The sequence below is a fragment of the Paenibacillus sp. Soil766 genome (assembly GCF_001428105.1).
Lineage (GTDB): Bacteria > Bacillota > Bacilli > Paenibacillales > NBRC-103111 > Paenibacillus_E.
In genome coordinates, this window is sequence record NZ_LMSJ01000036.1 from 32,991 (window position 1) to 54,617 (window position 21,627).

The window sequence follows — 21,627 nt, forward strand, 5'->3', positions numbered from 1 at the left end:
TCCGTAAGTCGATTTTTTCGACTTGCGTTAACGAGACCTGGGCTTTCGCACTCCGTAAGTCGATTTTTTCGACTTGCGGGAGCGGGACCTGGGCTTTCGCAGTCCGTAAGTCGATTTTTTCGACTTGCGGGAGCGGGACCTGGGCTTTCGCAGTCTGTAAGTCGATTTTTTCGACTTGCGGGAGCGTGAACTGGGCTTTCGCACTCTCTAAGTCGATTTTTTCGACTTGCGGGAGCGGGACCTGGGCTTTCGCAGTCTGTAAGTCGATTTTTTCGACTTGCGGGAGCGAGACCTGGGCTTTCGCAGTCCGTAAGTCGATTTTTTCGACTTGCGWGAGCGAGACCCTGGGCTTTCGCAGTCCGTAAGTCGATTTTTTCGACTTGCGGGAGCAGGACTTGGGCTTTCTCACTCCGTAAGTCGATTTTTTCGACTTGCGGGAGCGAGACCTGGGCTTTCTCACTCCGTAAGTCGATTTTTTCGACTTGCGGGAGCGGGACCTGGGCTTTCGCACTCCGTAAGTCGATTTTTTCGACTTGCGGGAGCGGGACCTGGGCTTTCGCASTCCGTAAGTCGATTTTTTCGACTTGCGTGAGCGGGACCTGGGCTTTCGCACTCCGTAAGTCGATTTTTTCGACTTGCGGGAGCGGGACCTGGGCTCTTGCAGTCCGTAAGTCGATTTTTTCGACTTGCTCTTAACGAGACCTGGGCTTTCGCACTCCGTAAGTCGATTTTTTCGACTTGCGTGTTCGAGACTTGCTTTATCTCGCTAGGAATAGCGTGCAAGCCGAATATAAAAAGCCCACCTGCTCATTGGCAGGTAGGGCTTCTATGTTGCCTAACAATATTATTTGCAATATTGCTCAAAAGCACCAATCAAATCGCCAGCGATCATATCCGCGGAACGATCTTCGATTTGGTGGCGTTGAATGAAGTGAGCTAGCTCACCGTTCTTGAACAACGCGATGGATGGGGATGATGGCGGGTATGGCGCCAAGAATTCACGCGCTTTGGCCGTAGCATCCTTCTCTTGACCCGCGAACACGGTGTATGTGTACGTTGGTACAATTTCGTTCTGAAGGGCTTTCGCAACACCTGGACGACATTGACCAGCTGCACAGCCACAAACGGAGTTCACGACAAGCAGCATCGTGCCATCCTTGGATTTCTCAATTGCTTCCTCTACTTGCTCAGGAGTCAGAAGCTCCGTAATACCCAGACGAGTCAAATCTTCTCTCATCGGTTTAACCATATCTTTCATGTATGAATCAAAAGACATTGCCATATGTGCCACCCCTTAGGATTTAATAGTTACTCTTAAAACGTAATGACTATAACTTATATTATACATCCGTTGGCGATGAAAGCAAAGTCCAATGTCCCAGCTGCATGGCATAGAAATAAAGCGAAAGCTGTTAGGCTTCCGCTTCATCATTCTTTTTACTTGTCGTAGCTTCGTCCGTCACAGCGGCCACATTCTTATCCGCATGGGTAAAAATCCCGCTTTGCGGCGCGACGCCCTCTTCAAAAATCTCCCGATTCTGGGCACTTTGGAACCCGACATCCTTAAAGGGATGCACCCATTGGTCTCCCGCCATGACTTCGGGGTTCGTATCCGACGTCCATTGCTCCAGAGGGGAATTATCGGATTCATAATCATGATCACCGATCGTAACCCCATACTCATTCACAAACGGCGTTCGCGGGCCTCGCCCCTGCTCAAATTGCGGCAGAAAATCAATCTCAAACGGATCGAGCTCGCTCTGGTCCTGGGCTGATTTGGTCGACTTCTTATTGTCCTGACTCATGTGGATGGGCGGTTGGGACCGTCCAGTTTTTTATCGACATAGCCCTCTTTACCCGCAGGTGATTTGGCACGTTCTTGGTTTTGCTGTTCTTGCTGGATTTGCGTTTTAGAATCATTCTGACTCATATCCATCAGCTCCCTTCTGCCCGTAGTATGTGACAAAATAGGGAGGTTCATTCCAATAATCAACATGAGTAGATTCACTAACTGCCCAGGGGTGAGATACACCGCGGTATGCTCCGACAACGCAAAAAAGCTCGCAACCATCCCCGCAGCACCGCCATAAAACAAGGAGTATTTCAGCAGCATGCCGGTTCCTAGAACCGTTGTAGAGCGAGCTGTCCACAGCTGCTGCCACACCAGTAATGGCACCAATAAGATCGCTAGGTACGCGTGATGGGGATGAAACCTCGACACGGTGCCTTCTACGCCAATCCCCCAAGGCAACTGGGTTGGCAGCCCGAAAGAAGGCGTCAACGCCGCATAAAGGAACAACGCTGACGCAGCACCGATCGCGAGCAAGTCCAGTAAAACTCGCCAAGCAATACCATGCTTACGCACCTGATACGATAAATAGATATACGCTAGTACGATGCCTGCTACGATCTCCATCTTGGAGCCTGCTGTCAAAAGCAGCTTCATCGGGCTCTCCCATAGCAAGGATGGCTGCGTCAGCAGACTACCCAAACGCCAAGTAAAGAACACGATGAGGACACCGCTCAGAATCAGATCATCCATTCCTTTAACAGCTACCCCAGCAGCCGGCACTTCAGGCACTTCCGACTCTACCCGATTCCATTGCCGTAATACTCGCCGCATCAGCCAAAACCCAAGCACACACGCCAACAACAACGCGACTAATTGCCCTTGCAATTGCAATGGTCCGATTTGTACCACTTCAGGCATAGGTGACCTCCATTTTCCTTTACCATGTAACATTAATGTGCTTAACTTTCGACAAAACGCTTACTATTTCCTGGGAAATTATGCAGAAGAGCGTGAACGTTTGTCTAAAACCCTCGAACTTACTGATGATCGATCTTCAGCGTTCGTTGTCCCCATCCTATTTCCCGACAAAAGGAAACAACAACTTCTGATTCTCATTCGTATACATATTCTCCTTGGTGATGACCTCAGAGCCCGTATCCATCATCCGTTTAACCGTTTCGCCGCGATGCGCTTGGAGGGCAGTTTTGACAGCGAGGTATCCCATGTTAAAAGGCTTCTGAACAATCGTCCCCTGCAGAATTCCCGCTTCGAGAAAGGAAATCTCATTCATCGAGCTGTCGAAGCCTACAAGTTTAATGTTGCGATCGGGGTCCAACTCCTTCAGAGCTCTCGCAGCACCAATGGTCGACACCTCATTTAACCCGAATATGCCGCGGATGTCGGAATGCTCACTAAGCAGCTCCTTCGTTTGCTCATACGCCTTGTCCTCCGACCCGTTACTATACAACGAATCTAGCAGTTTAACGGAAGCATCACTCTTCAAGCTATCCCGCACCCCATTTTCGCGATCCATCTGGGTGGTCGAGGTTTTCACAAAGCTAACGATGGCATAGGTTGCAGGCCCCTTCACATAGCCCTTCATCGTTTCCACCGCTTTGCGCCCTGCCGCGTAATTATCCGTTGCAATAAAGCTCTCTGAAACGCCGCCCGCAAGACCCGAATCGACCGTAATCAACGTAATCCCTGCATCTATCACACGCTGAGCAACAGGAACTAATCGATTGTAGTCGGTCGCCGCCAGGACAATTGCCTTCGGCTTCTCCGCTATCGCTTGTTCCACCAGCTTAATCTGTTCCTCAATCTGTGATTCCGCCGCGGTTCCCATAATCTTAATCTCTGCATTATACTCCTTCGCGGCTGCAAGTACGCCCTGATTCAGTACCTGCCAGAATTCCACATGTGGATCAATGGTCTTAGGGATCACAATAATCGAATTATTTTTAGCACCGAAATGGTTTACATAGATCAGATATCCCCCGATTAGACTAACAGCAGCAGCAAATGTAATCACAACAGCACTCACTCTAATTTTCATAAAAATCACCTCACTTCTAGCCTCCACTTTGATCTGGAACTGGCGGCATGACTGGGAACGTAAGCGTGACTGTCGTCCCCTCTTCAAGTTCGCTTTCAAATTGCAATCCGTACAGCTCCCCAAAATACAGCTGAATGCGGTGATTCACATTGTGCAAACCGAAACCTTTACCTGATTGCGATTGATGCGTCGTCTTCTGTCTTACAGCTTTTAACTGCTCCTCACTCATGCCAACGCCGTTATCCATGACCTTCAACTCGATGACACCGTCCCGCTTCCGCCCCGTTATGCGGATATGCCCGCTTTCTGCCAAATGCTTCATGCCATGATAGATGGCATTTTCGACGAGCGGCTGCAGTACGATTTTCAAGCTGCGATCCTCCAATAGATCCGATTCCACCTCGATGTCGTACGTAAATTTATTGCGGTAACGGATATTTTGTATCGTTAAATAGTTCTCAATATGGGCCAATTCCACACGGATAGGGACGAGTTCCTCCCCTTTGCTAATGCTTGAACGCAGCAACTTGGACAAGGCAGAGGTCATCGTCACCACATCATCGACTTTCCCCATCTCAGCCATCCAAATAATCGAATCCAGCGTATTATATAAGAAATGAGGCTGAATCTGCGCCTGCAAAGCCTTCAGCTCGCTAATCCGTTTGACTTCCTGATCCAGTACGGTCTGGCTCATCAGCTCTTTGATTTTGCTAATCATCAGATTAAACGTCCGTGACAGTTTACTGATCTCGTTGGCACCTTCCACATCGACACGAATGTCGAAGTTCCCCTTCTCCACTTGCTTCATGTGCACTTCGAGCTGTTTGATCGGTTTGGTCAGCGTGATCGACAGCCAAATCGAAATCGCCAGCGCTATAATAAGCGCAATCCCTCCCCACATGGCGGAGGTCAGCTGCATCTCTTTTTTGTTCCCGCTGAGGTCACCGGCATAGGTTACGCCAATCATTTTCCAACCAAAGCTCGTTGTGCGTACGGTATAAATCTTATTTTCATCCGTGGCCACCGTCTCGAAAGTGCTATCCTGAGACTGCATCAATGCCCGGATATCCTCGGATTTCAAGCCCGAATAAAGCAGTTGCTGCTGAGGATGATAAATAAGATCGCCGCTCTGATCGAGGATGAATACGTACCCCCGCTGACCCAACTGAATTTGATTGCACAAATCATTTATGAGGTTAAAGTTCAGGTCAACGAGCAGCACCCCGCTTGCGCCGCCTGATTGTGGACTTGGCATCTGTTTCGAGATCGAAACGACCCATTTATATTCATCTTGATACACATGCTGCACATGAGAGGAGGAGATGACGATATCCCCCTTGCTCCGGCTCGCTTGTGTGTACCATTCCTGTGATATCAGCTCGGCATAGGGCTTAAACTCGGGTGACACTCGATCTGATACAACAGCACCATTCGAACCGATGAACATAATGGAAGCGATATCATTTCGCGATGCAACGATCGTGCTGAAATAGCTGCTGATCTGGTGTTCCAACTGCTGCGCTTCGGCTTCCTGTGGATTTTTCCATGAGAGATATTGCTTCAGATCTGTGTTGCTCAAAGATAGGGTAGAGATACTCTCCATATTGCCAATGTAAGTTTGGATGTTCTTATTCACTTGCTCCATTAGTTGATTCGTATATGTCAGTGAGGCATCTGTTACAGCAACCGTCGAGAGACGATAGGCGCTATAGCTGAGAATCGCGGTTGTACATAAAATTAAACAAGAAAAGGCCAACGCGAACTTCGTATGAATGCTTTTGAATTGAAAGGCATTGTATAGACTTCTCATAAGCTCAGCCCAGCCTTGTTAGCGGCTCTGAACTCCTTCGGGGTCATCCCTATATGTCTTTTGAAGATGACACTAAAATACTGCGGATCCCCATAACCTACCTTCGCGGCAAGCTCATATGTTTTGAGCTGTGTGGTGGCTAGCATTTCCTTGGCCTTTTCCAATCGGTATCGGGTCACATACTCAATGAAGGTCTCCCCCGTATGCGGCTTAAATAGGGCGCTGAAATAACTCATGCTCATATAGATATGACTGCATACCTGCTGCAGCGAAAGCTGCTCATCGCCATAATGCTCATGGATATAGGCAACAGCCGACTCCAACTGCGCCCCCGACACATGGGTACGCTTCTCTGCCAGCCGGTCTACGAAGGCTAAACAAATGGCTTCTAGCCAAAGCCGTACATCGTCTAATGTTTTGCGCGTGTAGAGTTCCATGAACGAGTGATCACCTAGCACGTCATCCCCATCCAGCCCCGTCTCCACCCCGGCATTCATCAGGGCGACGAGAAGTTTGTGCAGCTTGCCGTAGCAAGATTCCATCGGGCACGCCGACTTCTTCAAATCGTCAATCCACTCCTGTAGCGTGTTCGTGATGGCTGTCTTTTCACCTATTTTGATCGCTGCGATCAGTCTCTTCTCTGTACGCAAATAGCTCGTGTTATCTTGACTGCTCCCGAACTCCATATCTCCAATCGCTATGATGCGATTATTCCCCAGCATAAAGCGATAATCCAATGCCGTAAGCGCTTCCTGAAATGCCTTCGGCAGCTCCTGCAGTCCCTCACACATGCGGCTAATGCCGACCGTGACCGTCATGCCCAAATACTTCTCAATACTATATCTCGCCTGTTCGGCCAGCGTTTGACAGATGACCTCGCCCCGCTCCTCTGTGCCCGAAACAAGCCCGACAAGCTTATCATCACGAGTCCGAAAAACTGCACCGCCATGCTCCTTCTCCACAATTTCATGCAAAATATTAAAAGCCGCAAATCGCAGCAGCTCCTCTTCTGCCACTTGGTCGCTGTACAGCTCCCTCCCAAAATCATCAATATCGAGTGCCAGCACGGTATGCCCCGATCCGGAGCCCTCTAAATGCAGGCCAAACATCGGGAGCTTCCTCTCGATCTCTTCTTTCCGCATGCCGGATGTGACCAGCCGTTCCAAAAAACGCTCACGCAGCAAAGGCATGCTCTCTTGAAATTGGTGGCGAAGGAATGTGATGTCCTCACGCTGCTTGCGCTCCTCATCCAGCTCAAGACATAGCTTCTGCAGGAATTCCGTGAATTCAGCACTATTGATCGGCTTTAGCAAATAGTCTTTGACCTTCAGCTTAATCGCTTGCTTCGCATAGTCAAAATCCTCGTAACCGGTTACAATGACGACTTTGATCGTGCGATACTTCGCGACAATCCGCTCCGTGAGCTGAAGTCCGTCCATGAACGGCATATTAATATCCGTAATGACGACATCTGGCTGCAACCGCTCGACCGCTTCATAAGCGTCTCGGCCATTATCATAATCGCCAACCAGCTGGAAGCCGCAAGCTTCCCAGTTCGTCTTCTTCTTGATGCCTTCTCTGACTTCATCCTCATCATCGATCATGATGATTGTATACATCTCGGTTCACCTCTAGCGAAATCGAATTAGGCTCTATATATATTGTACACAGCAGTCCTAGTAACTGGCAATGCATGCTCCCTAGTCGATGCACTGACAAGCACACAAAAGAGGCTGCACAATGGCAGCCCCTATCGCTTGTATACTTATTTCCCAGAACTTCTACTATGCTTAGGAAGGTACGTTATGACTAGACAAGAAGAATTCAAATTGAATCTCCTGATCCGCTGGAATCTGATATTCTTCATGAACAGGTGCCCCCCAGCTGTCATCCCCACCAACACCCATTTGTTTCCCAGCAACGGTAACAACCGTGTAATGAACATCTGGCAGTTCAAAGGCATGGTCCGCATGTTCAAGTTCAAATGCCGTATATGGAGACAAGTTGCATTCTACCGGTGCTAGTGGATCTGACTGAATCGATAGACCGATACCAGACTCATCTGTCACATTCACACGGCGTACGCCCGTACGGTTGCCTGATTCCTGCGGAACCAAATAAGGCGTAGGCAATTGATCCACCTGACGGCTGAATACGCCTAAGCGAGCACCGAAATTGCGGTCGATATAGTTTTCTTCAGGTCCCATCGCATACCACTCGGATTGACTATAATCCGCAGACATCTTGAACGATACAGCGAGTATCGGCAAATTCGGCAGACCCGCGGCACCCTTGTACTGCGTATTCACACAAATCGTTCCATTCGCTAATACCGTATAAGCAATGCGAACTGTCACATCAGCGCTAATGCTGAATTTGTAATCAAAAATGACCGTTGCTGAACCTTGATCTTGAAGCAGCTCCCATTTGACGCATTTGCGCGCTAGGCTGGCGGCATACCAAGCTCCGGCCGTAAAGCTCATTGCCGTCCCTTTGTCATTATCCGTGGTAGCCCGCCAGAATAAAGGCGCAGGCGGCGTAGCGATCATTTCGCGGCCCTCGTATTTCAACGAAACGAGCGATCCTACCTGTTTCGAGAAAATAGCGGTGAAGCCTTTACCAGTCACGCTCATATTGACATCGCCCTCAACGACGACGACTTCGCCAGCAGGCTGCTCATTCTGACGGCTGGCTTGTACCACGAACGTCATTTCACCAAACGTAGTCTCAAATCCAGCATCAGCCCATAATGTAGCTTCTCTTAGAACTAAAGAAGCTTGAATGCAGTACTCACCTGGCGTTCCATCTACATTCGGCAATTCGATTGGCAGACTGAATTCACTCTGAGCCTCGACTTCAATATTTGCTTCTCCAGCGCTAATTTCTTTCCCCTCATGGTACAGACGGTACACAAGCACCAAATCATCTGTGTTCGCAAATAAATTCTCGTTCACGATGTTAATATGAGTTCGGGTTGGTTCCAGCTTGATATTTTGATACAGGAATTTAACTTCCTGCATTTTAGGTGTAATTTGACGATCAGCAAACACTAGACCATTGCCGCAGAAGCTGTAATCGGTTGGACGATCTTTGAAATCCCCGCCGTACGCCAAAAACTCACGGCCATTTCGATCCTTTTTCACAATTGCCTGATCGATATAATCCCAAATAAAGCCGCCTTGATACATCGGATATTTGTTCTCAAGCTCTGTATATTTATGAAGGCCTCCGACGGAATTCCCCATCGCGTGCATGTATTCGCAGCTAATGTACGGCTTATCCGGCTGGCTATTGAGATACGCCTCAATATCCGCTGGCTTCGCATACATGCGGCTTTCCATGTCGCTAGTCGCTCCATAAGTGCGATCGTAGAAAACACCTTCATAGTGAACGAGTCGCGTAGGATCCGTCTCACGGAAATAGTTGGATACATTTAGAATAACTTGGCCAGCATACGATTCATTCCCGCAAGACCAAATGAGAATCGACGGATGATTCTTATCCCGCTCCACCATCGAAATCGCCCGGTCCATGACGATGTCTTGCCACCCCATATCATTACCTGGAATATTCCAAGAAGGTTCGACAGCGCCCATCTTTTGCCATGAGCCATGCGTCTCTAAATTCATTTCATCTATGACATAGACCCCGTACTCATCACAAAGTTCGTACCATAGCGTCTGGTTCGGATAATGAGACGTGCGGACCGAATTAATGTTACTGCGCTTCAGCGTTTGAATATCCCACAACATATCCTGCTTCGTAATCGCACGTCCGCTGCGGGAGTTAAATTCATGTCGATTGACACCTTTGAAAACAATGCGCTTCCCATTGATGCACATCAGCTTGTCTTTCATTTCAAACCGGCGGAACCCCGTCTTCTGAACGATGGCTTCCACGACATTTCCGCTCTCATCGTAAATCGAGATACACGCGGCATATAGATAAGGGCTTTCCGCACTCCAGGGCTGAACAGTACCTGCAGAAAGGTTGAAGATCAGATTACCCTTGCTGAATTCACCCTCTTCGGAGAGAATAATAAGCCCTTCAGCATCCTTTAATTCAAGCTTAGCGCGGATGGATTCGGCATACTCATTGCGAAGCTTGAGCTCAATTTCAAGCAGCCCTTGCTCATAGGTATCATCTAAATCTGCCTTCACACGCATATCCCATACATGCACTTTAGGTACCGTATACAAGTACACCTCACGGAAAATACCCGACATCCGCCAGAAATCCTGATCTTCCAACCAGCTTCCTGTGCTTCGCTGATAGACTTCAACAGCCAGTTTATTCTCACCTTCACGAATATGCGGCGTTAAGTCAAACTCGGCAGGCGTAAAGCTATCTTCACTGTAACCGATAAATTCGCCGTTAAGCCACACATAGAAGGCCGTTTCAACGCCTTGAAAGGAAATATAGACAGGCTTGCCAATCATCGTTTCCGGCAATTCAAAATTTTTCACATAGGAGCCAACTGGATTATGCTCTTGCGAAATGTGAGGAGGGCGAAGCGCCTCTACCCCATCCCACGGATACATCGTGTTGACATATTGCGGTTGTCCCCAGCCTTGAAGCTGGATATGACCAGGCACCTGGATATGCTGCCAAGCGCTGCAGTTATAATCCATTTGATAAAAAGACTGCACACGACTTGCGGGATTAACCGCGTAGTTGAACTGCCATCGCCCGTTCAAGCTATGTCGCATAGCCATAGGTGCGCCTGCCTCCGCAGACGCCATAGCATCGTAATAGCGATGATCCGAATGGGCTTCCAGCCGGTTCACTTTGAATACCTGTACATCTTGAAGCCAATCCAGGCTAGGTACCGAATGTTTCATTTATATGCCTCCCGAAAAATAAGACCCACGAAGGGTCTTGATTTACACACTATTTTACAGAACCTACCATACCGGCGACAAATTGTTTTTGCATTAAGAAAAATACGAGTGCTGTCGGCAGTGTTGAGATGACAATAGCCGTCATGATCACCCCAAAATCCGGTGAATAACTCGAGCCCAAATTGGAAATCAACAAAGGAATTGTTCGTTTCTCCGGTGTTTGCAAGACGATCAACGGCCACAAGTAATTGTTCCAGCTCGACATAAAGGTAATGATAGCGGCAGCTGAATACGTCGTTTTCATCGTCGGCATATATACGCGGAAGAACAACCCTAATTCGGTCAATCCATCGATCCGCCCAGCTTCTAGAAGCTCCCTCGCAAACATTTTCGTGCTTTGACGGAAGAAGAAAATGAGAAAAGCTGTCGTAAATGTCGGAAGAACAACCGCGTTCATCGTGTTGATCCCGATTACCGGAATCGCACTCGATAGGCTGGAAAACATTTGGTAAAGCGGCACCATCAACGCTGCGAACGGAATCATCATGGAGACAAGCAGTAGATTGAACACGATATCCTTGGCTTTGCTCTGATAAATTTCAAAGGCATATCCTGCCAGCGATGCTACCAACAAGGCCAAGATGGTTGTCGTTAACGAGATCTTCAAGGAATTCCAAAGTGCGGGAACGAGATTAATCGATTCTGTCAATTTATGGAAATTATCCATAAAATGCGATCCTGGTAACATTCTGCCCTGCGTAACGTCCACAGATAGATTCGTGGAACTAATGACCATCCACAGGAATGGAAATATAGATATAATCGCCACAGCCGCAAGGAAGATATAGATGATTGAACGTCTTAGAGCTATCATTTTTTATCACCCGCCAATTTGATTTGAAGGACAGATAACACAATGATCATGACAACAACCGAGTAGGAAACTGTTGCTGCATAGCCAAAATCAGGTGTGTATTTAAAGGAAAGATTGTAAATGTATTGCGATATGGAGAGGGTAGCATTACCTGGGCCACCCTTCGTAATATTCATAATCTCATCGAACAATTGCAGCGTACCAATCGTCGAGGTAATGGACGTGAAGAGAACAATAGGCTTAAGCATTGGAAATGTAATAAAGAAAAACTGTTTGATCGGAGATGCTCCGTCAATACGTGCTGCTTCATAAATAGAGCTATCAATGTTCTGCAAAGCGGAAAGGAAAAAAATCATATTATATCCTGTCCAGCGCCATGTAATGGCAAGGATAATCGTAATTTTCGCCCAAAAAGGATCGGAAATCCATGCGATGGGCTGTGAAATCAAGTGAATCTTAATTAAAGCCATATTGATCAAACCATCGTTGCCAAACAAGTATTTGAAAACAACCGAGTAGGCAACAAGTGAAGTTACGCAAGGCAAGAAAATAGCTGTACGGAAAAACCCTTTGAAACGAAGCTTGCTATCATTCAACATGACGGAAATCATCATCGACAGAATGATCATGACCGGCACCTGAATAATCAAATAGATAAATGTATTCTTAACGGCAGTGATGAATGTCTTATCGCTAAAGAGCCGCTTATAGTTGCTTATCCCATTGAAATGTAGATTAGCACCCGCGCCTGTTTTAAAGGAAAGCAGCAATGCCTGAATCATTGGATAAAAGTAAAACAAACAAATCATCAATACAGCAATAGCGATAAACAGCCATCCCGTAAGCTTTGCACGGCTACGCATCGAGTAGTTCATTAGATTCAAATCCTTCCTATCATTTACGATAAAAAATCGAAACGCTGTCCCCTGCTTTGCATACATCGCAATTCAGAGGTCAGCGTTCCATAGGTTAATGGGAAGAGAAACTTACTTAAGTTGGGACTCTGCTTGGGACTGAGCATCGCCGAATACTTTCGCAATGTCTTTGCCTTTCAGGTAATTTTGCATCTCAACTTTGAGAATATCTTCAATCGCATACGTATGCAGACCATAGTTGACTTTAGGAATTTGAGCCGTCCATGTTGCGAAATCAGAAATCACCTTCTGACCTCCGAAGAAATCATCGGCTTTCGTGTAAGCTTCACCTTGCGCAGCAGGTTTATATGTTCCGACAACCCCTACGTCTGTCACTAATTTTTGATACAAATTCACATCAGAACCGAGCGTTTTTGCAAGGAAATCAGCAGCCGTATCTTTACCTGTACTGTTTAACACATACCAGGAGCTTCCTCCAAGGTTAGATGCGTTAACCGAAGTTGCTGTGTTTTTCAATTTAGGGAAAGGAACTACCGCCCATTTACCAGATTGATCAGCTTGTGATTTAATCGATGGTGTAATCCAGTTACCTGTCGGAACTGAAGCCACAGCACCGCTATTGAAACCAGCTAGGAAAGAGTTCCAATCCGAGTTGATTTTAACAATATTTGCGTTCATGATTTCTTTGTAAGTCTCGAAAGCTTCCTTCAACACTGCGTTGTCTTTCAGATCCGGCGTAGTACCGTCACTTTTCAGATACCAAGCGCCAGCGGATTGAATCATCATACGGACTAGACCAAGATCATTTGGATCCTGTGTCAGCAAATCTTTACCCGTTTTTGCTTTAACCGCTTTACCAACTTCAATGAATTTCTGCCAGTCAATATTTTTGAGATCATCGACCTTATAGCCTGCTTGTTCCAAATAATCTTTACGTACGTATAGACCAGTTACGCCTGAGTCGAATGGTACACCGTATTGTTTACCGTTCAAGCTTGTAGGACCTAATTTGTATTCAGCGAAATCCGAAGCCTTAATGGATGCGGACAAGTCTGCAAATGAATCTGGATATGTTTTCAGAAAGCCTTGTGCACGGTAATCTTCAATCAATACAACATTCGGCAGGCCTGACTTTGAACCGGAGTTTAGTCCCGTGTTCATCTTTTGAATAATGTCATCTTGTGCATATTCAACAACATTGATTTTCACATCAGGATGGTCTTTCGCATACGCGTCTTTCGCTAGGTTCATCGCTGCGATATTAAAGTTCTTATCCCATGCCCAAACTGTAATTTCCTTACTAGTGCTTGCAGCACCGCCGCTAGGAGTAGTAGTTGATGTCGAGTCTGGCGAGTTACTTGAACATGCTGTCAATAGCATAAAACTTGCAAGTAAAACCGTAGAAATTTTCTTCTTCATGTGATCCCCCTTGATGATCTTATATTGTTGTAAGTGCTTACTTATAAATAATATCATTTGGGCTAAATGTCTTGTTAGAACGAAATTTACTGAAATTAGCGTTTTTATTGTGTCTAAAATCCCTTCCTCCCTCGGTCATTTGTATTATTTTTATATTTTGTATTTATTTTAGTTTTTTATACTTCTATGTGATCTGTTCTGTACGCCATGGAAGGGTAATCGATATTTTCGTGCCTTGTCCCAACGTGCTTGTTATCGCAACTCCATATTCTTCTCCGTACAAAAGAACTAGGCGATCATGAACATTACGAATACCAATCCCTGTGAACAATTGCCTTGCACTTGTGGGATTCGGCATCTCATCCGCTTTATTCGAAAGTTCCATGCCATCCCCATTGTCAACGACTTCACAGAGCAGTGTATCCCTCTCTTTCGTGATGATGACATAAATATATCCCGTGCCCTTCTTATTAAACGCATGAAAAAAAGCATTCTCGATAAAAGGTTGCAGCATCAAATTAGGCACTTGCGCAGGCAAGCAGTCCGGAGATACGAAGTAATCAACCTTAATCCCTTGGCCATAACGAATCTGATTGATGAACACGTAATGCTTTAAATTCACCAACTCTTGCACGACGGGAATCGTTTCTTTGACATTGCTAATCGTATTCTGCAGGAGAGAAATAAGCGCATGAATCGTTTGGGTGGCGGTCTCTTTGCTCCCTCGCTGGACAAGGATGTTAACGGAAGCCAACGTATTATATAAAAAATGCGGATTAATCTGCTGCTGCAGCGCGGCTAATTCTGCCTTGCGCTGCTCTTTCTGCGTATCCACAAGCTGGCTAATGTAGTCATTCAACTCATCGAGCATAAAATTGAAGGATCTACTAAGTTCCCTTGTCTCATAGGTGCCCGTTACCGCCATATAATTATGAAAATTCTCTTTCGTCACCGTGGACATTTTCTTAACAAGCTTTCTTAACGAGAGCGTCAACCTCCGTGTAATCACATACACAATGAGCACTGCAACCGCTACCATGCCCGCAACAATGAAGAATATCGCTTTCCTGTTGAGCATTTGACCAAGTGTCACCTTTTTATCAATGACATTCATGATGTAAAAGTCATACAACGGCAAATCTCCCGCTAACACTATGACGTCCTTATCGAACATCTTCATTTCATCCTTGGCCAGACCCTGCTGCTGAATCCTCTGGGCACTGCCTAAGAGCTCTTTCGAGGTTGTACCGATCAGCTCGGCTCGGTTACTTGAAACGATCAGCCCCTGACGATCCAAGATCATCACATCATTCCCATCACTTGTAAAGCTGGTATAAATAGATCGCAAATCGCTTTCTTTCAAGATGATATAAAGTGTCCCATACCATTCTTTACTGCCAGAATCCGTTAGCGCTTTGGCGGCAACCAGTCCTTGATCCCCAGAACCTGGCGTTCCTTCATCCAAATAGCTGTACAACAAGCGCCCCGGCTCATCCCGCGACGCTTTTGTAATCGGATTTCGCCCTAAATCCGCCGAGGAACCGGACCAGTAGGTACGATCGCTCGTATAGTTTTTACCATTTATGCCCGAAATGATCATCCCAATGTTCTTGGCTCCAATACCCGACTGGATTCGCTTCATCTGTTCGCTCATCCCGAAGGTCACCTTGAAGTTGGTTACCGAATCGCTATCTCCTTCGGTCAGAAAGCTTTTAATCGCACCGCTTTGCGCTGCGTTGACGACAATATTTATATTTGAATAATGAATGGATTCCAGACCGCTTTTAATTTGCTCGATGATTTTGGAATTGGTGATACTAAATGTCTGCACAAAAAGCTTCTCCGACATTTGCACGGTAACCCAAGAAGTTGCCACCGTAACCGTAATCATGCTAAGCACCATGACAAGAAACAATTTACTAAATAAACTTTGATCGGAGATCCTTCTAAGCCACGCCCCCATAGTGATGATTCCCTTCTTCTCTATTTTTTTCGATAGTGGCTAGGTGAAGTCCCCATCAACTTCCGAAACACTTTCGTGAAATAACTGTGATCCGAGTATCCAACAAGAGAGGAGATTTCCGAAATCGATATATGCACGTTATCCCTTAATAATTCACACGCACGTTGGATTCGAATACGATTCAAATACTCATTAAAACCTTCTTTATTATGAATAGTAAAATAATTGGATAGATACGATGGGTTGAAATGAAAATGTTTGGCTACTTCTGTCAGTGTGAGGGGTTCCGTAAAATGCTCATCCAGATACATTAAAATCTTCTGTATGCCCGGAGAACTCGTTTTATTTCCAGTCACACAGTCTGTCGCCTCATTAAGAAACTTGGCTAGAAGTGCGCGGACTTCCCCAATATGTTTGGTCTCATGAATGGCACGGAAATACTCATACTTCGCTTCATCCAGCGTTCTAGCCTCGTAGTGAAAATGCAGTAAGGAAACAATAATATTGAATAGGCTGTGGCCTAAAAAAGATTTAAACTCAAACATATCCGTATCCAGCCTGTCAGGCATGGATTCTACATAATGGCTGAGACGCCCAAAAGCTTGTTGAAATTCTTGACGATTCAGCTCCGCAGTAAACGCCTCCGAATCAAATGTTTCACCTTTCCCTTCATGTTCCACCAGTTCGTCAGCAAAAAACAGCTGTTGATCCGACAGGAAGAAACGGTGATCCAACACTTTGAGACTATCATGCGTATACACGTCATGCAGTTCTGTAATTTTCGTAAAATTCTTGCTAAGTGCTACATAAAAGGATAAACCCGACCTTACGCCTGATTCTACCAATTGCTCTGCTAAATGAATGACATCCATTCGGCCAGCATCCTCTATATTCAGCAAAAACCGGATATGGCTGTCTTGATGTGAAAGGCGGTGAATGATGCATGGTTCCTTCACATCCTGAACCATACCTTTCAGAAAAGCTTCGATCCATTCCTCGTTTCGCTTCAGAGAGGATGAATTATCCTGCCTATCTGCAACTAATAGTACGAAACAAGGATACGGAAAATGGGTGCTTATCTCTGCACCATCCAACTCCATGGCATAGCCGGAAATCAGCTTGTCCAACACATAGTCGACGGACTGCCCTTTTTCATTCGTAAAGTCCAAGTGTCGAAAGGCTGGCATCCCCTCTACCGTCTTTTTTAATACGGCTAACAGCGACTTCGCATCTAATTTGGGCTTTAGTAAATAATCAGCTACACCACTCTGGAACGTAGAACGTACATACTCAAATTCACCGTAGCTGCTGAGAACTACAATTTCAATCTCCGGATATAAGCCTTTTACAACCCTAACCAATTCCTCCCCACTCATGACCGGCATAACGATATCCGTTAGGATCATGTTGGGTTCGAGTTGTTTCACCATATCAAGAGCATCCTTACCGTTAGATGCCTCGCCGACAATTTGAAAGCCTTCGCTTTCCCAATCGAGAAGATGTCTGATTCCTTGACGGACCAGCATCTCATCATCAACAATTAATACCTTGCAATATGTCTCCATGACTTACTCCTTTGTGGACTATACATAGCTTCCCACTTGTTGATTGAACGATGTACGATCTCTGTCAGATTTTAAATGTAATTGTACACTTTAACAAGAATGAATCAACAATCATCCCGAGAGCTTAACAACGCAGCAAAAAAGCATCATTCACCATGTTAACGTGAACGATGCTTCCAGCAGATCGTGTTTTAGTTCAATTCCCATTTAAATAAAACGTCGCATGTTGTCGTTTTACTCGTATAATAGCGGTTTGATATCCGCAGCATCAATGTTCGTTTTGTCATACCAGTGGAAACCGGTATCGATGTTCTTGGCAACTGTTTCACCTTTGATCGCTTGCACAGCCGCCTTAACGGACCAATAGCCGATGCCGATCGGATCTTGCGTAATCGCCCCAGCCATTTTACCGCTGCGGATGGCATCCATTTGTTGCTTGCCAGAGTCGTAGCCGATGACGACGATTTTATCTTTCTTCAACTCGCTCACAGCATTCAGAACACCGATTGCTGAACCTTCGTTGGCACCGAAGAAGCCCTTGATATTCGGGTGTGCTTGAACAATCGCCTTAGCTAAGTCTGTTGATTTGAGCTGGTCGCCGCCGCCGTATTGGGTATCGACGATTTTGATGTTCGGATATTTGGCTTTGATCTGATTCGTGAAGCCATCTCGACGATCAATCCCTGTGCGGCTCGTTTGGTCATGGACGACGAGAGCGATTTCGCCTTCGTTACCGATAAGCGCAGCCATTTTGTCGGCGGCGAGCGCAGCAGCCGCTTTATTATCTGTAGCGGCCGTCGTTACCGGAATGTCGCTATCTACACCGGAGTCGAAACCGATAACCGGGATTTTGCTTGCTTTGGCCTTCTCGAGCAGCGGCGTCGCCGCTTTACTGTCAAGGGCAGCGAACGCGATGGCCTGCGGCTTTTTGCCCAGTGCAGCTTGCAGCATTTCAATTTGCTTATCCACCTGCGTCTCCGTCTCAGGGCCTTCAAATGTAATCTCTACGTTGAATTCTTTCGCTGCTTTCTCTGCTCCTTGCTTCACCGCTTGCCAGAATTGATGCTGGAAGCCCTTGGAGATGACCGGAATATAGATTTTATCTGACTTTACAGTTGTTGTCGTTCCCGATGTGGATGTCGCTGTTTTCGTTGTGGAACTGCACGCACTTAATAAAATGGCTGACAGCAATACCAAAGATGATGCTACTGCAAATTTCTTTGTCCGTTTAAGCACTGTACCTCGCCCCTTACTTCTCAATTTTGGTTGTATAGGACTCCTGACGGAGTGAATACCACGGTTATTTCTTACGGCGGCGCATCATGTCTGCGTAAACAGCTAACACAATAACGATCCCAACAATGACGGTCTGCCACTCCTGCTTCACGGATAAAATACGAAGTCCATTCGTCAGCACACTCATGATCAAGGCACCGATGACAGTGCCAAGGATGGAACCCTTACCCCCGCTGAGTGACGTCCCCCCAATGACCACGGCTGCGATGGCTTCCAGCTCATAACCAGATCCAAGCGCAGGCTGCGCTGAGTTGAGGCGAGAGGCCATCATGATGCCAGCAATCCCGCTGAACACACCTGTCAGTGTGTAAATCACGATTTTCCAGTAGTCCACGTTAACACCGGAGAGCCTGGTGGACTCTTCATTGCTGCCTAGGGCAAAGTTATAGCGACCGATGATCGTTTTGGTGAGGATGAGGCTCGCGATAATCGCTGCTCCGAAGAATACGAGAATCGCGTTCGGGATTTCCACCCCTGGGAAAATATCGCTGATGAGTGAGCCCATCGAAATCTTCGCGAATGCTGGCGTGTCGTTAAAATAAATCGGCTTCGTTCCCGATATGACAAGCGATAACCCCTTCGTCACCATCATCATGGCAAGCGTTGCAATAAAGGGCGGGATTTTCATTTTAGCTACAAGCAGCCCGCTAATGAGTCCGCAGACAGCCCCTGTAAGAATGCCTCCAACAATACCGAGAGGCATCGGGAGCTGCCACGTCGTAATGATGACGCCGGCCATGACAGAGGAGAAAGTCATCACGGTACCAACGGCCAAATCGATCCCCGAGGTGATGATAACGAATGTTGAGCCCAAGGCTAGTACCCCGATAACAGCGGTCGAGAGCATAATGGCGATGAGATTATCGAATTGAAAAAAGTTGCTCGACGAGATGGAAAAAATGAGAACGAGCATAATTAAGCTAGCGAATGCCAATAGCTTCTGTGCAGCCCCGCTTTGTTGGGACAAGGCGGGTATGGTTTTTTTGTAGGCATGTGCAAGTCTTGTTGACATGAGACTCCTCCTAACTGATCCGCATTGTGGCGAATTTCATAATGGCTTCCTGTGTGGCTTCTTGCTGCGTGAGCTCACCGGTAATGCGCCCTTCGCACATGACCATGATGCGATGACTCATACGTAATATTTCTGGCAGCTCTGAGGAGATCATAATGATCGATTTCCCCTGCGCCGCGAGATCATCAAGCAACTTGTAAATCTCGGTTTTGGCTCCCACATCGATGCCTCTCGTCGGCTCATCAAAAATGAGAATATCGCAGTCCCGCAGCAGCCATTTGCCGATAACAACCTTCTGTTGGTTGCCGCCTGACAAGAACTTCACCTGTTGGTGAATGCTCGGCGTTTTGATTTGAAGCGCTTCCACAAAGTGCTGCGCGGTTTGGCCGATGATGCCATCTTGCATCCAGCCGAGCCGCCGTGCTTTGCGATAGGAGGCGAGTGCGATGTTCATTTTCACATCCATCTCCACCATAAGCCCGTAGCGCTTCCGGTCCTCCGACAAGTAGCCGATCCCGTGTCTCACCGCATCATGCGGCGCTTGGATACGGACCTGCTGTCCGTGGATGCGGATTTCTCCAGAATCGATGGCATCTGCGCCAAAAATCGCCCGCGCCACCTCCGTGCGCCCCGCTCCCATGAGTCCAGCGAAGCCGAGGATTTCACCTTTGGCCAGATGGAAGGAAACATCCTTCACCGCCGAGCCGCGGTTTAGCTTGGATACCTCCAGCACCTTGGTCGGTGAGGTGGTCGTTGTTTGTTGATTCGGGCTGACGTAGAGCTCGCGTCCTACCATCATCGCAATGATCTGATCGATGGAAGTAGACTGCGTCTGCACCGTGTCGATGTAACGGCCGTCACGCATGACGGTGATGCGGTCGCTGATGCGTTTCAACTCTTCCATTCGGTGAGAAATGTAGACGATGCCCACACCGCGGCTGCGGAGCTGGTTGATGATGCGGAACAACTCCTCTATCTCTGCGTGCGTGAGAGCCGCTGTCGGCTCATCCATGATCAGCACCTCGGATTGGAAGGATAGCGCCTTCGCAATCTCCACCATTTGCTGCTTGGCAACGGTCAAATCCGCTACCATCGTTCGCGGATCTAGCTGTAGGTTCATCTGATCGAGGAGTCGCTGCGCTTGCTCGTTCAGCTTGCGCTCATCAACGAATAGCTTGATGCCGTGTCTCGGCTCCCGGCCGATATAAATATTCTGTGCAATCGTCAAATCCGGCATCAGGTTCAGCTCTTGGTGAATCATCGAAATACCTAGCTGCTGCGCTGCTCTTGTATGGGGAAGATTCACTTCACTGCCTTTGATGAAGATGCGTCCCTCATCCTTCTGATACACCCCTGTGGCTATTTTCATCAACGTGGATTTCCCTGCCCCATTCTCACCAACTAGCGCATGTACTTCACCTGGTGCTAAAGTTAGTCTGCATTGGTGCAGCGCGTGCACGCCGGGAAAATGCTTCTCAATCCCTTCCATCCTGAGCAAAGCTTCCTCACTCATCGTCTATCTCACCTCGTACCTCAGTTCGTCATGTCCCTTGTTCATGAATTCATTCTACCTGCCAGAAGCTGGAATGAGAGTGGATTAATCTCTTCAAAAACGTTGAAAATCTTCTGATTCAGGCGCAAGGGGCTGGCGGCTAAGTGGGCGTGCGGTGCGGAAAAAGCACTCCCAGCGCGCGGTGGGTGCATGCCACGCGGTGGTTGTTAAACACGTGAGTGGGTCAGTGGTGTGGTATGGACATGCGAGAATGTAGGTACCAACGCACGCGAATCCTGGGCGCGCGTTGTGTCGCCGACGCATGGCGGCGGTAAAAACTACCTGAGGTACTGTGTGCCGGCAATGACAACTCTGTCCCTTCAAACACATCAACCGGCTTCCGCCGCTTTAAGGCCCAAAACGGGCCTTATCGGCCAGCCCCGCTGCACGCGTACGCACAATAGCGCCCATTTAGGGCGCTATTGGCTCAGCTTCGCTGCCTTCGCGGCGGCTTCCGCCGCTTTAAGGCCCAAAATGTATCTGAGTCAATAGAGTGGACACAAAAAAAGCTAAGAAATCAGTTTCTGTTGTTTGTAAAACTGTGATTCAAACTTATCTGGAGACAAATAGCC

Annotated in this window: 15 protein-coding genes; all 15 read right to left on the reverse strand. The window is 47.2% G+C overall.

Annotated elements, in window-relative coordinates:
• Nucleotides 1-844: 844 nt before the first annotated feature.
• Nucleotides 845-1,282, reverse strand: a complete 438-nt coding sequence (locus ASG89_RS26070; protein ID WP_057313945.1) for a BrxA/BrxB family bacilliredoxin — start codon at nt 1,280-1,282, stop codon at nt 845-847.
• Nucleotides 1,283-1,412: 130 nt separating this feature from the next.
• Nucleotides 1,413-1,805: a DUF3905 domain-containing protein gene (locus ASG89_RS26075; protein ID WP_057313946.1), complete on the reverse strand. Its 393-nt coding sequence runs from the start codon at nt 1,803-1,805 to the stop codon at nt 1,413-1,415.
• The gene (locus ASG89_RS26080; protein ID WP_057313947.1) at nt 1,802-2,710 is read right to left on the reverse strand and encodes a hypothetical protein; all 909 of its coding nucleotides are present in this window, start codon (nt 2,708-2,710) and stop codon (nt 1,802-1,804) included. The genes ASG89_RS26075 and ASG89_RS26080 overlap by 4 nt, the downstream gene beginning before the upstream one ends.
• A gap of 157 nt (nt 2,711-2,867) precedes the next feature.
• Nucleotides 2,868-3,848, reverse strand: coding sequence for a substrate-binding domain-containing protein (locus tag ASG89_RS26085; protein ID WP_057313961.1), 981 nt, complete (start codon nt 3,846-3,848; stop codon nt 2,868-2,870).
• Nucleotides 3,849-3,864: 16 nt separating this feature from the next.
• A complete protein-coding gene (locus ASG89_RS26090) occupies nt 3,865-5,658 on the reverse strand; it encodes a sensor histidine kinase (protein WP_057313948.1) in 1,794 nt (597 codons plus the stop codon).
• On the reverse strand, nt 5,655-7,277 hold the full coding sequence (locus ASG89_RS26095; RefSeq protein WP_057313949.1) for a response regulator: 1,623 nt from the start codon (nt 7,275-7,277) through the stop codon (nt 5,655-5,657). The genes ASG89_RS26090 and ASG89_RS26095 overlap by 4 nt, the downstream gene beginning before the upstream one ends.
• Before the next feature lie 171 nt (nt 7,278-7,448).
• On the reverse strand, nt 7,449-10,499 hold the full coding sequence (locus ASG89_RS26100) for a glycoside hydrolase family 2 TIM barrel-domain containing protein (protein WP_057313950.1): 3,051 nt from the start codon (nt 10,497-10,499) through the stop codon (nt 7,449-7,451).
• A gap of 49 nt (nt 10,500-10,548) precedes the next feature.
• Complete coding sequence (locus ASG89_RS26105; RefSeq protein WP_057313951.1) at nt 10,549-11,373, reverse strand: carbohydrate ABC transporter permease; 825 nt, start codon at nt 11,371-11,373, stop codon at nt 10,549-10,551.
• Nucleotides 11,370-12,248: a carbohydrate ABC transporter permease gene (locus ASG89_RS26110; RefSeq protein ID WP_057313952.1), complete on the reverse strand. Its 879-nt coding sequence runs from the start codon at nt 12,246-12,248 to the stop codon at nt 11,370-11,372. The genes ASG89_RS26105 and ASG89_RS26110 overlap by 4 nt, the downstream gene beginning before the upstream one ends.
• Nucleotides 12,249-12,359: 111 nt before the next feature.
• On the reverse strand, nt 12,360-13,667 hold the full coding sequence (locus ASG89_RS26115; protein WP_057313953.1) for an ABC transporter substrate-binding protein: 1,308 nt from the start codon (nt 13,665-13,667) through the stop codon (nt 12,360-12,362).
• 184 nt (nt 13,668-13,851) lie between these two features.
• Nucleotides 13,852-15,630 (reverse strand): histidine kinase, encoded by a 1,779-nt coding sequence (locus tag ASG89_RS26120; protein WP_057313954.1) that lies wholly within the window; start codon nt 15,628-15,630, stop codon nt 13,852-13,854.
• Between the two features lie 20 nt (nt 15,631-15,650).
• Complete coding sequence (locus ASG89_RS26125; RefSeq protein ID WP_057313955.1) at nt 15,651-17,195, reverse strand: response regulator transcription factor; 1,545 nt, start codon at nt 17,193-17,195, stop codon at nt 15,651-15,653.
• Between the two features lie 234 nt (nt 17,196-17,429).
• Nucleotides 17,430-18,431 (reverse strand): ABC transporter substrate-binding protein, encoded by a 1,002-nt coding sequence (locus ASG89_RS26130; RefSeq protein WP_057313956.1) that lies wholly within the window; start codon nt 18,429-18,431, stop codon nt 17,430-17,432.
• A gap of 64 nt (nt 18,432-18,495) precedes the next feature.
• Nucleotides 18,496-19,503, reverse strand: a complete 1,008-nt coding sequence (locus ASG89_RS26135; RefSeq protein ID WP_057313957.1) for an ABC transporter permease — start codon at nt 19,501-19,503, stop codon at nt 18,496-18,498.
• A 10-nt stretch (nt 19,504-19,513) separates the two neighbouring features.
• Nucleotides 19,514-21,016, reverse strand: coding sequence for a sugar ABC transporter ATP-binding protein (locus ASG89_RS26140; protein WP_057313958.1), 1,503 nt, complete (start codon nt 21,014-21,016; stop codon nt 19,514-19,516).
• Nucleotides 21,017-21,627: the final 611 nt, after the last annotated feature.